A 17,134-nucleotide genomic window follows, 5' to 3' on the forward strand; every position below is an offset into this window, starting at 1 on the left:
TGCCGTGCCCCGATGATTCCCACCCTCCACGCCCTGCTGCTCGATTTCGACGGCCTGCTTGCCGACTACGACCACCCGCGCCATCTCCGGCATCTGGCGGAAGCCGCCGGCTGCGCGCCCGCGCAGATCGACGCGCTGCTGCGCGGCGAAGGCCTGGAGCTGGCGCACGCGCGCGGCGAACTCGATGGCGGGGCGCTGCTGCAGGCGCTGAACGCCCGCCTCGGCAGCCAGCTGTCCGCCGACGACTGGCGCGCCGCGCGTACCCACGCCAGCGCCCCGCGCCGCGACACGCTCGCCCTGCTGCAGCGGCTGCGCGCGGATGTGCGCGTCGCCGTGCTGACCAACAACGGCCCCCTGAGCGCGGCCGCGATCGCCGCGCTGCTGCCTGGCATCGAGGTGCTGTGCAGCGCCGCGCTGGGCGTGCGCAAACCCGATCCGCGCATCTACCTGGCCGCGACTGAAAAGCTCGGCAGCGCGCCGGCACGCACGCTGTTCGTCGACCACCTGTTCCGCCATGTGCAGGGCGCGCGCGCGGCCGGCCTGCACGCCGACACCGCGCACCACACGCAATCACTGCGCCGCGTGCTGCGGCGCTACCGGCTGCTGGACTGAAGCAGCGGCCGGCTCGCTTCGTCGCGCGATGGCGGAGCAGTGCCGCGATGGGCCGAACGGGGCGGTTGCTGCCGTGAAACGCGTCGGAGCGACCCTGCCGCAGAACGCCGGCCAGGTCATGTCCAAAGCATTGTTCCGGAAGCGGGTGGGCAGCATGGCACCCGCCTGCCGGGTAGCGCGCCGGGAACCCAGCCCTCGGCCTGTCGCAGGAGCGGCTTCAGCCGTGATTGAGGCCTTCGCGAAAAAATCTGGTCGCGGCTGAAGCCGCTCCTACGGGGCGCAAGCAACCCGCATCCCGCAAAAGGCCCCAATGTCTCGCAGCCGGCACACGTCGACCGGAAACTCCCGCCGTCCCGTAAAAGCGTAGGAGCGGCTTCAGCCGCGACAAGAGCCTTCACGGGAAAGCCAGGTCGCGGCTGAAGCCGCTCCTACGGGAAGCAGCCGAAAGGTGCGTGCGTCAGCGCGACGCCACGTAGGCCGCGATCGCCTCGCGCACGCGCCTGAGGCCTTCGGCCAGCTCCTCGTCGGTGATGTTCAGCGGCGGCACGAAGCGCAGCACGCTGGTGCCGGCCTGCAGGATCAGCACCTGCTTCTCGGCGGCCAGGTCCAGCAGCGCGCCGATGTCGGCCACGTACTCGGGTTTGAGCACCGCGCCGATCATCAGGCCCATGCCGCGCACCTGTTCGAACACGCCGAACTCGGCGCCGATGGCCTCCAGCCCGGCCTTGAGCGCGGCCGACTGGCGGGCCACGTTGGCCTTGATCCCATCCGAGGCCAGGGTGCGCAGCGCCACCCGCGCCACCGCCGCGGCCAGCGGGTTGCCGCCGAAGGTGGTGCCGTGCGCGCCGACGCCCATGACCTCGGCCACCTTCGGGCCGGCCAGCATGGCGCCGATCGGGAAGCCGCCGCCCAGCGCCTTGGCCAGGCTGACGATGTCCGGGGTCACGCCCCAGTTCCAGTGCGCGAACAGCTCGCCGGTGCGGCCCATGCCCACCTGGATCTCGTCCAGCACCAGCAGCGCGTCGTGCTGGTCGCACAGCTCGCGGGCGCGGCGCATGAACTCCGCCGAGGCCGGCATCACCCCGCCCTCGCCCTGCACCGGCTCGAACATCACCGCGGCCACGTCGCCGCCGGCCATGGCCGCTTCCAGCTGCGCCACGTCGTTGAAATCGGCATAGCGGAAACCGCCGGGCAGCGGCTCGTAGCCTTCCTGGTACTTGGGCTGGGCGGTGGCGCTCACCGTGGCCAGGGTGCGGCCGTGGAAGCTGCCGCGGAAGGTGAGGATGACGCGCTTCTCCGGCGGCCGGCCCTGCGCGGCGGCCCACTTGCGCACCAGCTTGATCGCCACCTCGTTGGCCTCGGCGCCGGAATTGCACAGGAATACGCGGCTGGCGAAGCGCGAGGCCTCCACCAGCTCCTGCGCCAGGTGCAGCGGCGGCTCGCTGTAGAACATGTTGCTGGTGTGCCAGAGCTTGTCGGCCTGGGCCAGCAGCGCGGCCTTCAGTTCCGGGTTGTTGTGGCCCAGGCTGCACACCGCGATGCCGGCCGCCAGGTCGATGAACTCGCGCCCCTGCGTGTCCCAGAGCCGCGCGCCCTGGCCGCGCTCGAGCACCAGCTGGCGGGGCCGGTACACCGGCAGGTAGTACTGGGACAGGGACAGCAGCGGTTCGGCGACGGCGGTCATGGCGTTCCGGTAGGTGTGGTGGGTGAAAGCGGCATTGTCCCCCATTACACGGGGCTGCGGCACAATGCCGCCATGCGCCTGTTCTCCACCCCGCAGCTCAACCCCGCGTCCGAGACCGGCTGGCGCCGCCGCTGGTTCGACATCATCTACCGGCACGACACCCGCCCCTCGCGCAATTTCGACCTGCTGCTGGTCTACGCCATCGTCGCCAGCGTGCTGGTGGTGGTGGTGGACAGCGTGCAGCACGTCCACGCCGCCTGGGCGTCGTGGTTCTACGTGGTCGAATGGGGCTTCACCGCCCTGTTCACCGCCGAGTACGCGCTGCGCCTGCTGGTGGTGCGGCGGCCGCTGCGCTATGCGCTCAGCGTCTGGGGCATCATCGACCTGCTGGCGATCCTGCCCACCTACCTGTCGCTGCTGGTGCCCGGCGCGCAGTCCCTGCTGGTGGTGCGCGCGCTGCGCATCCTGCGCGTGTTCCGCATCCTCAAGCTGACCCGCTACATCGAGGAAAGCGGCGTCCTGCTGCGGGCGCTGTGGCGCAGCCGCCGCAAGATCCTGCTGTTCCTGTCGATGGTGATCACCATCGCCATCATCGCCGGCTCGCTGATGTACGTGATCGAAGGCCCCAGCCGCGGCTTCAGCAGCATCCCGTCCAGCATGTACTGGGCGGTGGTGACCATGGCCACGGTCGGCTTCGGCGACATCGTGCCGCAGACCACGCTGGGGCGCTTCGTCACCTCGGTGCTGATCCTGATCGGCTACAGCATCATCGCCGTGCCCACCGGCATCTACACCGCCGAGCTGGCCAACGGCATGCGCCAGGCCGAAGCCGGCCGGCGCCGCCGCGACGACCGCGGTTGCATCGTCTGCGGCCACGAGGGCCACGACCCGGAGGCGCGCTACTGCAACCGCTGCGGGCACGAGCTGCCGGAACCGCTGGAACCCTGACCGCTCCTACGGCGGGGCGCAGGATTCGAGCGGCCCCATCCGGAACCCCGGTCAATCCAGGAACAGGTCCGGCAGCAGCGGCCGCGACGGGTCCACCGCATAGGCGGACAGGTCGGTGATGCCGGCCTGCGCCAGCACCTCGTCGTCGATCAGGAAGCGGCCGCTGAAACCGGCCGCCTCGCGCACCAGCACCGCGTGCGCGGCGTCGGCCATGATCTCAGGGCGGCGGCAGCCGGCGGCATCGACGCCGGGGATCATGTTGATCGCATCGGTGGCGATGATGGTGCGCGGCCACAGCGCGTTGACCGCCACGCCCTGCGGGCCGAACTCGGCGGCCAGGCCCAGGGTCACGAAGCTCATGCCCATCTTGGCCAGGGTGTAGCCGGTATGCGGCCCCCACCATTTCGGGTCCAGGCTCGGCGGCGGCGCCAGGGTGAGGATGTGCGGGTTGGGCGCCTGCAGCAGGTGCGGCAGGCAGGCCTGCGCGCACAGGAAACTGCCGCGCGCGTTGACCTGCTGCATCAGGTCGAAACGCTTCATCGGCGTGTCCAGCGCGCCGCGCAGCCAGATCGCCGAGGCGTTGTTGACCAGGATGTCGATGCCGCCGAAGGTGTCGACGGTGGCCGCCACCGCCGCGCGCACCTGGTCCTCCTCGCGGATGTCGCACTTCAGCGCCAGGCCGCGGCCGCCGGCCGCGTTCACCGCCTCCACCGCGGTATGGATGGTGCCGGGCAGTTTGGGATTGGGCACCGCCGACTTGGCGGCGATGGCGACGTTGGCGCCGTCACGCGCGGCGCGCAGCGCGATGGCCAGGCCGATGCCGCGCGAGGCGCCGGTGATGAAGAGGGTCTTGCCTTGCAGGCTGCTCATGCGCGACTCCGCGATACCCGATGGAAGCGGAGCGCATTATGCGCCATGCCCGACGCCGCCCATGGACACGCGCACCGAACACCTGGCGTTAATGCGCGATGCCGATACTGGCGCCCTTTCCGTATCCATCGTGCGTTCCAATGAAACCGTTGCCCGCTGTTGCCGCTCCCCTGCTGCTCTTTCTTTCCGTGACCGCCTGCCAGAAGCAGCCCGCAGCGCCGGCCGACACCGCACGCCCGCGCGACGTGGCCGGGCAGACCACCGGGCTGGGCGGAAATGACGCTGCGCCATCGCGGATCGATGCCAGCGCGGTGTGGAGCGGTTCGACCGACGCCTGCCGCAGCGACGCGCCGCCCGGCGGCGGCGACTGCGTGGTCGAGGCCATGCGCGGCGCCGGCGCGACGCCGGCGGCGATCGCCGCCGCGCAACGGCTGGCCGCGCAGGGCGACCCCGGCTACGTCAGCGCCTGGGACGACGCGTCCGGCGTGGGCGTGGCAACCCTGGAATTCCCGCTGCGCGCCAACACCAACCAGGGCACCTGGCTGGTGGATGCCGGCGGCCGGACCATCGACGTGGACGCGGACGTGCTGGACGGCAGCGCGCGCGCCGAGCCGGCGCTCAAGGCCTTCCTCGACGCGCATCCGGATGTGGTGCCGTTCGCGCCGGCACAGGCCGCCGGCACCGCGCCGCTGCCCGACGGCGGCGTGCGCCTGCTCTACGCCACCGCGCTGCGCAGCTGCCACGCCTGCGCCGACGCGGGCACGCTCACCCTGGGCTACGACTTCGACGCCCAGCGCCACTATCTCGGCAGGCAGGTGGTGGAAGTGCGCTGAGTCCGCTCGACGCAAGGCAGCACCCCACAAGGCCGCAACCAGCGAACCCACCTTAGAGCGGGGCTTGCCCCGCTGTGGATTTCCCGGCAAGGCCCAGCGGGGCGAGCCCGCTCCACGCGCATTGCCAACGTGATGGAGCGAAGCCCCCCTTTGTTAAGGGGGGCGCGCCAAAGGCGCGGGGGATAGGCAGGCAAGGAGTCGGGGCCCAAAGTTCTGCCATGCAGAACTTTGGGGACGCAGTCCGCTACGCGGGCTGCGTCACATCTTCGGCCCCTGCCCCTCGTTGTCCTCCCAGCGCAGGAGACGCCGGGTCACGAAGCGGTATACCGGCTTGCCGGTGGCGAACCACAGTTCGCGCACCCACGAATGGCGCTTGAGCAGGCGCAGTTCCACCGGCGTCAGCGCCTGCCGGCAGTACATGCGCTTGTGCTTGAGCAGGTGGCGCAGATCCTCGCGGGCGAGCAGGCGCATCCAGCGCGAGCGCGGGTCGCCGCAGACCGCCAGCTGGAAATCGATCAGCGCCGGCGAGCCGTCGGCGCGCACCAGCCAGTTCGCTTCCTTGGCCAGGTCGTTGTGGGCGATGCCCTGGCGGTGCACCTGCTGCAGCAGGCGGCGCGCGGCATGGAACCAGGCCACGTCGCCGCGCGGCGGGCGCTGGTGCATGGCTGCGCCCTCCATGTAGCTGCGGTCCAGCCAGCGCCCGTCCCAGCCCAGCAGCCGCGGGGTCGCCTCCATGCCGCCGAGCTTCGCCAGCGCGCGGGCCTCGCGCCGCGCCAGCCACCAGGCCGGCAGCCGCAGCCACCACGGCGTGGCGCCGAGATCGCGGCGCACGAAGCGGCGCCCGCCCTCGCGCACCAGCAGGATGCGGCCGAAGCTGTCGGATTTGAGGATCTGCAGGCCGTCGTCGTTCGTATTCGCCATCGCCGCCATTCTAGCGGGCCGTCCCGCCGGGACCGGCGGCGCATGCATGCGGACTTCTCCTACCTGCACCGCCGCTGTCCGGGCAGCCATCGCCGGGCGACGGTCCGGCGCCCGCGCCCTTTTATAATCCGTCGATGAATTCATCCTGGATCGACTCCACCCTGGCCTGGATCGCCGCGCACCCGGTGCTGGCCGGCGCCGTCGTCTTCGCCATCGCCTTCTGCGACGCCGTGATCATCCTCGGCGCGATCGTGCCGGCGCTGCCGCTGATGATCGCCATCGGCGTGCTCATCGGCATGGGCGAGATATCCGGCCCCTACGCGGTGGCCTGCGCCGCGCTCGGCGCGTTCTGCGGCGACGGCCTGAGCTACTGGGTCGGCCGGCGCTGGGGCGACCGCCTGCGCGGGGTGTGGCCGTTCAGCCGCTACCCGCAGCTGCTGGAGCGCGGCGAACTGCTGTTCAGGCGCAATGCGTTCAAGAGCATCCTGGTGGCGCGCTATGTCGGCGCGATCCGCCCGTTCGTGCCGGCCATCGCCGGCATGGCGAAGATGCCGCTGGCGCGGTACGCGCAGCCCAGCGCCGTGGCCAGCCTGTCGTGGGCGGTGCTGTTCCTGCTGCCGGGCTGGGCGCTGGGCCAGGCCTACGACGCGGTGGCGGCGGTGGCCGGGCGGCTGTTCGTGGTGGTGGCCCTGCTCGGGGTGATGCTGGGGCTGGTGTGGGCCATCGTGCTGTACGGCTACCGCTGGTCGGCCGCGCGCATGGACGGCTGGCTGGCGCGCCTGCTGCGCTGGTCGCAGCGCCACCCGCACCTGCTCGGCCGCTACTGGAACGACCTGTTCGATCCGCGCCGGCGCGAATCGGTGCCGCTGGCGATGCTGGCGCTGATGCTGTTGCTGCTGGGCTGGGGCTGGTTCGTGCTGCTGATGGTGGTGGTGGGGCATGGCGAGCCGCTGGCGCTGGACCTGGCCGTGCACCACCTGATGCTGGCCCTGCGCAATCCGCTGGCCGACTACCCGATGGCGGCGCTGGCCTCGCTGGGCGACTGGCAGGTGCTGCTGCCGGCCACCGCCGCGGGCATGGGCTACCTGTGCTGGCGCCGGCGCTGGATGGCCGCCGCGCACTGGCTGGCGGCACTGGCGTTCGGCCTGGCGCTGACCAAGCTGCTCGGCACCACCGTGGACGTGGTGCGGCCGCCGGCGGCCAGCAGCGGCTTCGGTTTCCCGTCGGTGTCGGTGACCATGGCCACCATCACCTTCGGCTTCTTCGCCGTGCTGATCGGCCGCGAACTGCCCGGCCGCACGCGGGTGTGGCCGTACCTGGTGTCGGGCATCGTGGTGACGATCATCGGGTTTGCCCGCCTCTACCTGGGCGCGCACTGGCTCAGCGACGTCATCGGCGGCATGTTGTTCGGCATCTTCTGGCTGCTGGTGCTGGGCATCGCCTACCGCCGCCGCTTCAACCGCTCGTTCTGGGTCAAGCCGGTGACGTGGCTGTTCTACGGCGCGTTCGTGCTAGCCGGCTTCTGGTACGCGCCACGCAACGTGCCGGCCAAGCTGGCCAAGTTCGAACCGGCGGCCGAAGCGCCGCGGATGATGGACGCGGCCGCCTGGTGGCAGGACGGCTGGCGCGAATTGCCGGCACGCCGCAACGAGTTCGACGACGACCAGCGCTGGCCGCTGGACGTGCAGGTGGCCGGGCCGCTGGCGCCCCTGCAGCAGCAACTGGAACGCAATGGCTGGAGCGTGCAGCCGCAGGCCGGCTGGCAGCAGGCCCTGGCCATGCTGGAGCAGACGGCGGCACCGCGGGACGTGCCGGTGCTGCCCGCCACCCTGGACAGCAACGTCGAAGCACTGCTGCTGCTGCACCCGGGCGCGCAGCCCGACCAAGTCTATGCGTTGCGGCTGTGGCCGTCGGCCGTGCGCCTCGAGCCGGGGCAATCCCCGGTCTGGCTGGGCAGCGCGCAGACGCTGCGTTTCCAGCGCCACCTGAAGCTGTTCGGCATGTGGCGGCCGCTGCCGGGCGTGGACCCCGCGCTGGATACGCTCAAGCGGTCGCTCGACGGCATGCCGAACCAGCAGCAGGTGCAGCCCGAGACCGGCCTGCCGCTGCTGATGATCCACAGCGAACCGCAACCGTAGAGCCGGGGCACGCCCGCATCATGCTGCCCCGGCAAGCCGCAGGCGGGGCGAACCCCGCCTCTACAGGTCGGATTCGGCCGGCGGCTCGAAATCGGGAATCCAGGTGAGCAGGCGATCCAGCCGCTGGTGCGGATCGTCTTCCTGCAGCAGCACCAGCCGCTGCTCGTCTTCCAGCGGCAGCAGTTCGGCCAGGCGCCAGCCCACCCACGCCGCCTGGTCCAGCTGCGCCGGGCCGGCGCCGGCGAATTCGCCGCCGGCCTGCTCGAGGATGCGTTCCAGCAGCAGGCCCAGCAGCGCATGCTCGGGCCGCAGTTCGTCGTCGTGGTCCGGGTCGCGCCATTGGACATCGGCCACCACCAGGCCGTTGTCGCGCACCCGCGTCCGGCTCACATGGAAACGCCGCGCGCCGCGCAGGCGCAGCTGCAGCACGCCATCGGCGCCGACATCGAAATCCTCGACCAGCGCCTCCACGCCCCAGGCCGCGGGCGTGGCCGGCGCGCCGACTTCCTCGCCCTCCAGGATCAGGCAGATGCCGAAGGTGCCACCCTGGCGGCCGCATTCGCGCACCAGGTCCAGGTAGCGCGCTTCGAACACGCGCAGGCCGAGCGCGGCGCCGGGCAGCAGTACGCCGTGCAGCGGGAACAGGGGCAGGCTCTGCGTGGCAGTCATCGGCAACGGAAACGGCGGACCGGGGTCGATGTTACCCCAGCCCGCCGTGGGCCATCGTTGAAGGCGTCAGGACGATGCCGTCAGAAGCTGTACTTCACGTGCGTGTGCACGCGGTTCATGTCGCCCTTCTCGCCATTCTCCAGGCGGCGCTGCGCATGGCTCAGCTCCACGCCCAGGTCCAGTTTGGGAAATGGCGAATAGATCAGGTTGGCGCGCACCGACTGTGCCTTGTCGGTGACTTCGTATCCGGTCCAGGCGGTGTCGTTGTCGAGCACGGCCACCGAATAGACCAGGTTGCCGCGGAGTTTGGGCGAGAACGCGTGGCGCCAGGCGGCGAAGCCGCCATAGCCGTCCAGCGCATGCAGGCGCCCCTCCTCGTCCAGCACGGTGTCGCTGCCCAGCGCGAAGCCGAGGTAGCGGCCCACGCCGGCGCCGCCGCTGACCATGTAGCGCAGGTCGTCGTTGGCCCCCATGTTGAATTTGCCCGACACGCTCAGGGCACCGCCGCTTTCGTCGTGCCCGTCGTAGCGGAAGCTGCGCAGCAGCGCGGCGACGGTGAAGTGGCCCCAGTCGCCACGGGCGAGCCAGCGCGCGGTAAGGTCCGGCATGACGTCGGCGCCGCTGTTGATGCGCGCGCCCTTGCCGCCGAACGGGGTGATGGTGGTCTGCGGGTTCTCCGCCGAGAACGACCATGCGCCGCGGGTATAACGCAGCTGCGCCTGGCGCGAAAAGATGGTGCCTTCGGAGGGACCGGTGAAGTCGACCGTGTCCGGCAGCGCCGCCACGTCCTGGAAGTTGGACCAGGTCTGGCCGGCCAGCCAGTTGTTCCAGCTCACGTAGGCCTGGCGCAGGGTGAGCGCATAGGTGTTGGTGATGACCTCGTTGCCGGCGAACGCGTTGCTGCCGCCGCCGTACATGTCCGCCTCGATGTAGGCCTTGAGCTTGTCGCCGCGCTCGGTGGTGGTATCGGCACCGAGCCAGAAGCGCGAGAACTGCGCGTGCATGTCGGTATAGCTGGCGCTGCGGCCCTTGCCGTCGGCCGCCACCGGCGTGGCGCCGGGGAAGTAGAACAGGCGCCCGGCCGAACCATCGGCGATCTCGCCATCGCTGGTGCGGGTGTACATCGAATCCAGCTTGATGAAGCCGCCGAAGGAGAACTTCGTGCCCGGCATCGCGTTGGGCATCACGACGGCCGGCGCCGCCGGCGCGGCGACGCGGGTGGCATCGAGCGCGCTCGGCGTCGACGTAGCGGCGGCATTGGCGGCATTGGCGGCGTCACGCTGCTGGTAGGCCTGCAGCAGGTCGCGCATCTGCTGCATCTCCTTTTCCAGCTGCGCCATGCGCGCCTCCATGGCCTGTGCGTCCATGGCCTGGGCCAGGGCGCTCAGCGGCATCGCCGCCAGGACTGCAGTGGTGGCCAGGGCGGCCAGCTTCTTGTTACCGATCATTGTTTTTCCCCTCCCAGGGCAACAGGACACCGTTCCGGCGCCGCTGCAGCGCCGGTCATGGAGAACGTGGTTTTCTTGCAGTGGCCGCCCGGGCAGCCCGGGTGGCCTTCAGGCCGTCATCCCCGCCTGCGCGGGAAGGACGCGGTGCAGGCAGGCGCGCGTGGCTGAAGCCGCCACGGCGCCGCGCCTTCGGCCCTCACACAAACCGCATCGAGGTCGTACCGATGCCATCCGCACGCACCAGCACGTTGTCCCCGGCGGCCACCGCCACCGCCGCGGTAATCGCACCGGACAGCACCACGCTGCCGGCCGGCAGTGACTGGCCGCGCGCGGCCAGCATGTTGACCAGCATCGCCACCGCCTCGGCGGGATTGCCCAGCACCGCGGCGCCGGCGCCCACCTCGACCACCTGGCCGTTCTTTTCCATCACCACGCCGAGCGTTTCCAGGTCCAGCCCCTGCACCGCGGTGGGGCGCGAGCCCAGCACGTAGCGTGCGGCCGAGGTGTTGTCGGCGATCACGCTGGGCAGGTCGAAGCGGAAGTTCTCGTAGCGCGAATCGATCAGCTCGATGGCCGGCACCACGTAGTCGGTCGCGGCCAGCACCCGGGCCGCGTCGCAGCCAGGGCCGGACAGCGCGTCGCGCATGACGAAGGCGATCTCGGCCTCCACTTTCGGGTGGATCAGGCGCGCGGTATCGACCGCCGCGCCATCGTCCACGGCATTGTCGTCGCCCAGGAAGCCATAGATCGGCGTATCCACGCCCATCTGCTGCATCTTCGGCTTCGAGGTCAGGCCCATCTTCATGCCGACGATGCGCACGCCCGCGGCCTGCTTCAGGCCGCGCAGGCAGTCCTGGATGTCGTACGCCGCGCGCACGTCGATCTGCGGATGCGCATCGGTGATCCGGGTCACCTCGCGCACGTCCTGCTCGGCGGCCAGCAGCTGCAGGGCGCAGTGCTCGATGAGGGAACGGTCCAGGGTCATGCCCGTGCCTCCTGCGCCTGTTCGCCGCGCGCACGAAGCATGTCCAGCGCGACATCCACGATCATGTCCTCCTGTCCGCCGACCATGCGGCGCCTGCCCAGCTCGACCAGGATGTCGGCGGTCTTCAGGCCGAAGCGCGCGGACGCGATCTCGGCGTGGCGCAGGAAGCTGGAATAGACGCCGGCATAGCCCAGCGCCAGGGTTTCGCGGTCCACCCGCACCGGGCGGTCCTGCAGCGGGCGCACGATGTCGTCGGCCGCGTCCATCAGCGTGTACAGCTCGCAGCCGTGGTTCCAGCCCATGCGCTCTGCGGCGGCGATGAACACCTCCAGCGGCGCGTTGCCGGCGCCGGCGCCCATGCCGGCCAGGCTGGCGTCGATGCGGATCGCGCCGGCTTCGACCGCGGCGATGGAGTTGGCCACGCCCAGCGACAGGTTGTGGTGGGCGTGGATGCCGATCTGGGTGTCCGGCCGCAGTGCCTGGCGCAGCGCGCCGACCCGGTCGCGCACATCGTTCATGTTCAACGCGCCACCGGAATCGACCACGTACACGCAGGACGCGCCGTAGCTTTCCATCTTCTTCGCCTCCACGGCCAGCGCCTGCGGCGTGGTCATGTGGCTCATCATCAGGAAGCCCACCGCGTCCATGCCCAGCGCATTGGCCGCTTCGAGGTGCTGGCGCGAGATGTCGGCCTCGGTGCAGTGCGTGGCCACGCGCACGATGCGCGCGCCGGCGGCATGGGCGTTCTTCAGGTCGTGCACGGTACCGATGCCCGGCAGCAGCAGGGTGGCGATCTTCGCGTGCGAGACCGAGGCGGCCGCCGCTTCGATCCATTCGACGTCGCTGTGCGCGCCGAAGCCGTAGTTGAACGAGGAACCCTGCAGGCCGTCGCCATGGGCCACTTCGATCGAATCGACCCGGGCCTGGTCCAGCGCGGTGGCGATCGCGCGCACCTGTTCCAGGCTGTAGCGATGGCGCACGGCGTGCGAGCCGTCGCGCAGGGTGACGTCGGAGATGTAGAGCTTGTCGGAGGTCATGTCTTCGTCCTCACGCCGCTGCGCGCGCGGCCAGCACCGAGGCGGCCATGCGCTCCCCGGTGGCCAGCGCGGCCGACGTCATGATGTCCAGGTTGCCGGCGTAGGCCGGCAGGTAGTGCGCGGCGCCTTCCACTTCCAGGAAGATCGAGGTCTTCAGGCCGGTGCTCGGGCCCAACCCCGGCACGTTGACCGGCGCGTCGATGCGCTCGAACTGCACCTGCTGCTTGAGCCGGTAGCCCGGCACGTAGGCGGCCACGCGCGCGGCCATCTCGGTGACGGCCGCTTCGATCAGGGCGGTGTCGACCACCTCGCTGAGCACGTACACGGTGTCGCGCATCAGCAGCGGCGGCTCGGCCGGATTGAGCACGATGATGGCCTTGCCGACCTGCGCGCCGCCCACGCTCTCGATGGCGCGCGAGGTGGTTTCGGTGAACTCGTCGATGTTGGCGCGCGTGCCCGGGCCGGCGCTCCTGCTGGAAATGCTGGCCACGATCTCGGCGTAGGCGACCCTGGCCACCGAGGCCACCGCCGCCACCATCGGGATGGTGGCCTGGCCGCCGCAGGTGACCATGTTGACGTTGGCCGCCTCGATGTTGTCCTCCAGGTTCACGGTCGGCACGCAGTACGGGCCGATCGCCGCCGGGGTCAGGTCGACCACGCGGATGCCCGGCTTGGCCGCGCGCAGCAGTGCGTCGTTGGCCACGTGCGCCGAGGCCGAGGTCGCATCGAACACGATGTCGATGTCGGCGAACAGGTCCGACTCGATCAAGCCGGCCACGCCGCTGGAAATGGTCGCCACGCCCATGCGGGCGGCGCGTGCCAGGCCATCGGAAGCAGGATCGATGCCGACCAGTGCCGCCATCTGCAGTTGCCTGCCGTGGCGCAGGATCTTGATCATCAGGTCGGTGCCGATGTTGCCGGAACCGATGATGGCCGCTTTCAGGGTCATGCATAACTCCTGTCGTTCATTGGGGGAGGAAGCAGGCGTCATGCGAAACGGATGTCGGCGCTGCCCAGCGCGCCGACGCGCACGCGCATGTGGTCGCCGGCGGCGACCGGGATCAGCGGCACCAGCGCACCGGACAGGATCACCTCGCCGGCCTTCAATGGCGTGCCGAGCCGGCCCAGGGTGTTGGCCAGCCACGCCACGCAGTTCACCGGCGAGCCCAGCGCGGCCGCACCGGCGCCGGTGGCCGCCAGTTCGCCGTTCTTCTCGACCACCATGCCCAGCGTGCCCAGGTCCAGGTTCTTCGGCGGCACGCGCAGTTCGCCGAGCACGAAGGCCGCCGCCGAGGCATTGTCGGCCACGGTGTCGGTGATGCCGATGCGCCAGTCGCGGATGCGGGAATCGACGATCTCGAAGCAGACCGACAGCGCGTCGGTGGCGGCGAGCACGTCGTGGTGGGTGATGCCCGGCCCGACCAGGTCGCGCTTGAGGTGGAAGGCGATCTCGCCCTCGGCGCGCGGCGCGATCATGCCGGCGGTGGACAGCACGCCGCCGTCGGCCACCTGCATGCGGTCGGTGAGGAAGCCGAAATCCGGCTGGTCGACCTTGAGCATGCGCTGCACCGCCGCCGAGGTGGCGCCGATCTTCTTGCCGACCACACGCTCGCCATCGGCGAGGCGCCGCGCCAGCAGATCGCTGGAGATCGCATAGGCGTCGCCCAGCGACAGCCCGGCGATGCGCTCGCTCAGCGGCTCCACCGCCACGCCGCTGCGCAGCGCGGCATGCAGCTCGGCGCCGTGGCGGGCGATGGCGTCGGCGCCCAGGGACACGGCACTCATGCCTTCACTTCCTCCGCATCGCTCTTGAGTACGTCGCCCACCGCGAAACGCTGCGGCGGCACTTCGTTGACCATCACCCGGATCGCGCTCATCGGCGCGTCCAGCTCGGCATGCGCCACCCGCGCCACGGCGCGGATGAAACGCTGCACTTTCTCTTCGTCACGGCCCTGCACCAGGGTCACCTGGATGATCGGCATGGGGTTGCTCCTGCGGTTGCGGTCAGGTCAGTTCGGCGCCCTTGGTCTCGGGCAGGAACAGCAGCACGATCACCGCGGCCAGCCCGAAAAACCCGGCGGTGGCCATCAGTCCGCTGGCCACGCCGTAGCCGTTGGCCAGGAAACCGATCAGCGCCGGCGCGATGGCGGCGATGGCGCGGCCGCCGTTGTAGACGAAGCCCTGCGCGGTGGCGCGCACGGTGGTCGGGAACATTTCGGCGAAGGTGGGCGCGAAGCCGCTGTAGAAGCCGGTGCCGAAGTAGGCCACGACGATGCCGAAGGCCATCAGCATCATCGGCGACTTGATCATCACGAACACCGGCACGGTCAGCGCCGAGCACACGAAGAACAGCATGAAGGCCTTCCTGCGCCCGATCGCATCGGCGATGTAGCCGAAGGTGACGAAGCCCAGTGCCGCGCCCACCTGCATGATCACGATCCAGATCGTCGACTTGACCATGTCCAGCCCGGGGCCGCCGTCGGCGACCGGCGTGGCCAGATAGGTCGGGATCCAGGTGAACAGCCCCCAGTAGCCGCACATCGCCGCGGTGACGAAGGCCAGGCCGACGAGGGTGCTGCGCGCATGCGCGCCGAACAGCTGGCCCATGGTCTGGCCGAAGCTCAGCCGCTGCGTCTGGTTGGCCCAGATCTCCGGCTCCTTGACGTGGCGGCGCACGTAGAACGCCAGCAGCGCCGGCAGCAGGCCGACCACGAACACCCAGCGCCAGCCCAGCGTCGGCACCACCAGCGCGGCGACGATCGCCGCGGCCGCGTAGCCGGACGCGAACGCGCTCTGGATCCACGCCAGGACCTTGCCGCGGTGCTGCGCCGGCCAGCTTTCGCTCACCAGTGCCGAACCGGCGGACCATTCGCCGCCGACGCCCAGGCCGACGATGATCCGGAACAGCATCAACTGGCCGAGCGTGTCGGACAGGCCGCACAGCGCGGTGCCGATCGAGTAACAGATGATGCTCAGGATCATCGACCTGGCCCGGCCCATGCGGTCGGCCAGATAGCCGAACACCAGCCCGCCGAACGCGGTGGCCAGCAGCGTGGCCGACATCACCATGCCCGCCTGCGACTTGTCGATGCCCAGGTCGGCACTGACGTGCTTGAGCACCATCGCGAACAGCATCAGGTCCATCACGTCCAGCATCCAGCCCAGGTAGGCCGAACGGAACGTGCCCCACTGCTGCCTGCTGGCGCCCTGCCACCAGCGGCCGCCGCTGGCGGCCGGTACCTCTTGGATCGTTGAACCACGCTGCGCCATGGGCTTCCCCTCCGGAATCTTGGCTGAAACGAAAGTATCGGTGAACGATACTGCGGGTACAAACTAACCCACTTTTCTGAAAATTGGAACATGACAAACGTTTTCGTATCGATATACGATACAAGAGTCGTTACAAACGCGAGATTCCGATGTCCGAGCTGATCCTCCGCCTCCACGAAGACCACCTGCCGGCCGGCTGCCCGCCGGTCTACCTCCCCGCCGGGCCGCGCGCGCTGTACGTGCGCCGGGGCGGCCTGATGGTCGAATCCCCGCAGGACGCGCAGTCGCTCGACCCGGCCCAGGCGCGGGTCGGCCAGGAGCAGGTCGCGCTGCTCAACGGCGAGGAGGACACCGTGCTGTGGCGCTGGGACCTGACCGATGCGCGCCAGCCGGCCGGCGCCTTGCCTTCGGCCCCGGCTACCCACAGCGAACTCAAGCTGGAAGCGCCGATCACGCTGGATGCGCGCTACGAATGGCTGATGCGCTGCGACCGCGTCGACTTCCCGAAGGGCGGCGTCGCCCTCACCCACGTCCACCAGGGCCCGGGCATCCGCATCTGCGACTACGGCCGGATCAGCATCGAGACGCTGGGCCAGCGCCACGACCACCCGGCCGGCCACGCCTGGTTCGAGCTGGGCCACGCGCCGGTGCTGGCACCGACAACGGAGGACGAGGAAACCCGCTTCATCCGCTGCTTCCTGCTGCCACGGCAACTCAAGGGACGCAGTTCGATCCGCTATGTCCGCCCCGAGGATGCCGCCGCGCGGAAGACCCAGCGGTACAAGGTTTTCGCAGAGCGATACATCGACCTGCCATAATCGGCGTCGACGCGGCACCCGGTGCCGCGCCCTCCGCCACCGCCGAACAGGTAGCCGATGCCCCGCAACGCCGCGCCCGACAACAAGGATGTGCCCCCCGCCGCTGCCGGCGTGGATGCCCAGGACGACACCGCCGAGCAGGGCCTGCCTACCGCCATCGTGTCGCTCAAGGTGATCGAAGCCCTCGCCTCGGCCCCTAACGGGCTCGGCGTCACCCGCCTGGCGCAGCTGCTGGGCATGCCCAAGGCACGCGTGCACCGCCACCTCAGCGTGCTGCGCGAGCATGGCTATGTCGACCAGGACCCGGATACCAACCAGTACCGCGTCGGCTGGCAGATGTTCCTGCTGGGGCGCGCCTGCACCAGCCGCTTCGACGTGATGAGCCTGGCCAGGCCCATCCTGGAGCACCTGCGCGACCGGGTCGGGCAGACCGTGGTGATCTCCACGTTCTCCGACAACGAAGTGGTGGTGATCGACCTGCTGCGCGGCACCGCGCCGGTGGAGATCAGCCTGCGCCCCGGCACCCGCTTCCACCACAACAGCGTGGCGCAGGGCAAGATCGCCCTGGCCTACGGCCCGGAGAAACTGCGCCGCGCCTACCTGGCGCAGGCGCTGCCGGCCAGCACGCGGCATACCATCGTCGACCCGGACCGGCTCGCCGCCGAGATCGAACTGGTGCGCAGGCGCGGCTGGGCCGACGCGCCGGAAGAGCTGTATATCGGTATCAATGCGCTGGCCGCGCCGCTGCTGCAGGCCAATGGCGAACTGTTCGGCACGCTGGCGATCGTCGGCTCCATCCACTACCTGCCCAGCACGCCGGACCCGGCGCACGTGCAGGCCCTGCTGGAAGCGGCGACGCAGATCTCCGCCGCGATGGGACATACGCGCTGACGCCGGCGCG

16 protein-coding genes and 1 pseudogene are annotated in these 17,134 nt (G+C 70.2%); 6 read left to right on the top strand and 11 right to left on the bottom strand.

Going from position 1 to position 17,134, the window contains the following annotated elements:
* Positions 1-12: 12 nt before the first annotated feature.
* Complete coding sequence (locus tag AC06FP_RS01105) at positions 13-612, top strand: HAD family hydrolase (protein ID WP_478074164.1); 600 nt, start codon at positions 13-15, stop codon at positions 610-612.
* 457 nt (positions 613-1,069) lie between these two features.
* On the opposite strand, the gene AC06FP_RS01110 is transcribed toward AC06FP_RS01105, so the two are convergent.
* Positions 1,070-2,296 carry an acetylornithine transaminase gene (locus AC06FP_RS01110; RefSeq protein ID WP_478074165.1) on the bottom strand — a complete coding sequence of 409 codons (1,227 nt, stop codon included), beginning with the start codon at positions 2,294-2,296 and terminating at the stop codon, positions 1,070-1,072.
* 72 nt (positions 2,297-2,368) lie between these two features.
* On the opposite strand from AC06FP_RS01110, the gene AC06FP_RS01115 reads away from it, so the two are divergent.
* The gene (locus AC06FP_RS01115) at positions 2,369-3,244 is read left to right on the top strand and encodes an ion transporter (RefSeq protein WP_478074166.1); all 876 of its coding nucleotides are present in this window, start codon (positions 2,369-2,371) and stop codon (positions 3,242-3,244) included.
* A gap of 51 nt (positions 3,245-3,295) precedes the next feature.
* On the opposite strand, the gene AC06FP_RS01120 is transcribed toward AC06FP_RS01115, so the two are convergent.
* Positions 3,296-4,114, bottom strand: coding sequence for an SDR family oxidoreductase (locus AC06FP_RS01120; RefSeq protein ID WP_433852364.1), 819 nt, complete (start codon positions 4,112-4,114; stop codon positions 3,296-3,298).
* A 140-nt stretch (positions 4,115-4,254) separates the two neighbouring features.
* Between AC06FP_RS01120 and AC06FP_RS01125 the strand changes: the two genes are divergently transcribed.
* Positions 4,255-4,947 carry a hypothetical protein gene (locus AC06FP_RS01125; RefSeq protein ID WP_478074167.1) on the top strand — a complete coding sequence of 231 codons (693 nt, stop codon included), beginning with the start codon at positions 4,255-4,257 and terminating at the stop codon, positions 4,945-4,947.
* Between the two features lie 258 nt (positions 4,948-5,205).
* On the opposite strand, the gene AC06FP_RS01130 is transcribed toward AC06FP_RS01125, so the two are convergent.
* Positions 5,206-5,868 carry a phosphotransferase gene (locus AC06FP_RS01130; RefSeq protein ID WP_478074168.1) on the bottom strand — a complete coding sequence of 221 codons (663 nt, stop codon included), beginning with the start codon at positions 5,866-5,868 and terminating at the stop codon, positions 5,206-5,208.
* A 134-nt stretch (positions 5,869-6,002) separates the two neighbouring features.
* On the opposite strand from AC06FP_RS01130, the gene AC06FP_RS01135 reads away from it, so the two are divergent.
* Positions 6,003-8,006: a bifunctional DedA family/phosphatase PAP2 family protein gene (locus AC06FP_RS01135; RefSeq protein WP_456116959.1), complete on the top strand. Its 2,004-nt coding sequence runs from the start codon at positions 6,003-6,005 to the stop codon at positions 8,004-8,006.
* Positions 8,007-8,066: 60 nt separating this feature from the next.
* Here AC06FP_RS01135 and AC06FP_RS01140 read toward each other — a convergent pair whose 3' ends face one another.
* From AC06FP_RS01140 to AC06FP_RS01175, 8 genes and pseudogenes are all read right to left on the bottom strand, one after another.
* The gene (locus tag AC06FP_RS01140) at positions 8,067-8,675 is read right to left on the bottom strand and encodes an LON peptidase substrate-binding domain-containing protein (protein WP_478074169.1); all 609 of its coding nucleotides are present in this window, start codon (positions 8,673-8,675) and stop codon (positions 8,067-8,069) included.
* Between the two features lie 80 nt (positions 8,676-8,755).
* Entirely contained in the window at positions 8,756-10,123 is a 1,368-nt protein-coding gene (locus AC06FP_RS01145; protein ID WP_478074170.1) for a DcaP family trimeric outer membrane transporter, read from the bottom strand.
* Positions 10,124-10,319: 196 nt separating this feature from the next.
* Complete coding sequence (gene dmpH / locus AC06FP_RS01150) at positions 10,320-11,108, bottom strand: 2-oxo-3-hexenedioate decarboxylase (RefSeq protein ID WP_478074171.1); 789 nt, start codon at positions 11,106-11,108, stop codon at positions 10,320-10,322.
* Entirely contained in the window at positions 11,105-12,145 is a 1,041-nt protein-coding gene (gene dmpG / locus AC06FP_RS01155; protein ID WP_478074172.1) for a 4-hydroxy-2-oxovalerate aldolase, read from the bottom strand. The genes dmpH and dmpG overlap by 4 nt, the downstream gene beginning before the upstream one ends.
* 10 nt (positions 12,146-12,155) lie before the next feature.
* A complete protein-coding gene (locus tag AC06FP_RS01160) occupies positions 12,156-13,094 on the bottom strand; it encodes an acetaldehyde dehydrogenase (acetylating) (protein ID WP_456116964.1) in 939 nt (312 codons plus the stop codon).
* A gap of 38 nt (positions 13,095-13,132) precedes the next feature.
* A complete protein-coding gene (locus AC06FP_RS01165) occupies positions 13,133-13,930 on the bottom strand; it encodes a fumarylacetoacetate hydrolase family protein (protein ID WP_478074173.1) in 798 nt (265 codons plus the stop codon).
* Positions 13,927-14,130, bottom strand: a pseudogene (locus tag AC06FP_RS01170) (tautomerase family protein); the annotation flags it as partial. The pseudogene AC06FP_RS01170 and the gene AC06FP_RS01165, both read right to left, overlap by 4 nt.
* A 19-nt stretch (positions 14,131-14,149) precedes the next feature.
* The gene (locus AC06FP_RS01175) at positions 14,150-15,415 is read right to left on the bottom strand and encodes an MFS transporter (RefSeq protein ID WP_456116967.1); all 1,266 of its coding nucleotides are present in this window, start codon (positions 15,413-15,415) and stop codon (positions 14,150-14,152) included.
* 149 nt (positions 15,416-15,564) lie between these two features.
* On the opposite strand from AC06FP_RS01175, the gene AC06FP_RS01180 reads away from it, so the two are divergent.
* Together AC06FP_RS01180 and AC06FP_RS01185 are read left to right on the top strand one after the other, a co-directional pair.
* Positions 15,565-16,233 (top strand): hypothetical protein, encoded by a 669-nt coding sequence (locus tag AC06FP_RS01180; RefSeq protein WP_478074174.1) that lies wholly within the window; start codon positions 15,565-15,567, stop codon positions 16,231-16,233.
* Between the two features lie 57 nt (positions 16,234-16,290).
* Positions 16,291-17,124 carry an IclR family transcriptional regulator gene (locus AC06FP_RS01185; protein ID WP_456116969.1) on the top strand — a complete coding sequence of 278 codons (834 nt, stop codon included), beginning with the start codon at positions 16,291-16,293 and terminating at the stop codon, positions 17,122-17,124.
* Positions 17,125-17,134: the final 10 nt, after the last annotated feature.

The organism is Stenotrophomonas sp. Steno-Z2, from assembly GCF_056393235.1.

What these genes read in the sequence shown, in the direction of transcription:
- AC06FP_RS01105 (WP_478074164.1), top strand. Translation starts at nt 13, where the DNA reads ATGATTCCCACCCTCCACGCCCTGCTGCTCGATTTCGACGGCCTGCTT.
- AC06FP_RS01110 (WP_478074165.1), bottom strand. Translation starts at nt 2,296, where the DNA reads ATGACCGCCGTCGCCGAACCGCTGCTGTCCCTGTCCCAGTACTACCTG.
- AC06FP_RS01115 (WP_478074166.1), top strand. Translation starts at nt 2,369, where the DNA reads ATGCGCCTGTTCTCCACCCCGCAGCTCAACCCCGCGTCCGAGACCGGC.
- AC06FP_RS01120 (WP_433852364.1), bottom strand. Translation starts at nt 4,114, where the DNA reads ATGAGCAGCCTGCAAGGCAAGACCCTCTTCATCACCGGCGCCTCGCGC.
- AC06FP_RS01125 (WP_478074167.1), top strand. Translation starts at nt 4,255, where the DNA reads ATGAAACCGTTGCCCGCTGTTGCCGCTCCCCTGCTGCTCTTTCTTTCC.
- AC06FP_RS01130 (WP_478074168.1), bottom strand. Translation starts at nt 5,868, where the DNA reads ATGGCGAATACGAACGACGACGGCCTGCAGATCCTCAAATCCGACAGC.
- AC06FP_RS01135 (WP_456116959.1), top strand. Translation starts at nt 6,003, where the DNA reads ATGAATTCATCCTGGATCGACTCCACCCTGGCCTGGATCGCCGCGCAC.
- AC06FP_RS01140 (WP_478074169.1), bottom strand. Translation starts at nt 8,675, where the DNA reads ATGACTGCCACGCAGAGCCTGCCCCTGTTCCCGCTGCACGGCGTACTG.
- AC06FP_RS01145 (WP_478074170.1), bottom strand. Translation starts at nt 10,123, where the DNA reads ATGATCGGTAACAAGAAGCTGGCCGCCCTGGCCACCACTGCAGTCCTG.
- dmpH (WP_478074171.1), bottom strand. Translation starts at nt 11,108, where the DNA reads ATGACCCTGGACCGTTCCCTCATCGAGCACTGCGCCCTGCAGCTGCTG.
- dmpG (WP_478074172.1), bottom strand. Translation starts at nt 12,145, where the DNA reads ATGACCTCCGACAAGCTCTACATCTCCGACGTCACCCTGCGCGACGGC.
- AC06FP_RS01160 (WP_456116964.1), bottom strand. Translation starts at nt 13,094, where the DNA reads ATGACCCTGAAAGCGGCCATCATCGGTTCCGGCAACATCGGCACCGAC.
- AC06FP_RS01165 (WP_478074173.1), bottom strand. Translation starts at nt 13,930, where the DNA reads ATGAGTGCCGTGTCCCTGGGCGCCGACGCCATCGCCCGCCACGGCGCC.
- AC06FP_RS01175 (WP_456116967.1), bottom strand. Translation starts at nt 15,415, where the DNA reads ATGGCGCAGCGTGGTTCAACGATCCAAGAGGTACCGGCCGCCAGCGGC.
- AC06FP_RS01180 (WP_478074174.1), top strand. Translation starts at nt 15,565, where the DNA reads ATGTCCGAGCTGATCCTCCGCCTCCACGAAGACCACCTGCCGGCCGGC.
- AC06FP_RS01185 (WP_456116969.1), top strand. Translation starts at nt 16,291, where the DNA reads ATGCCCCGCAACGCCGCGCCCGACAACAAGGATGTGCCCCCCGCCGCT.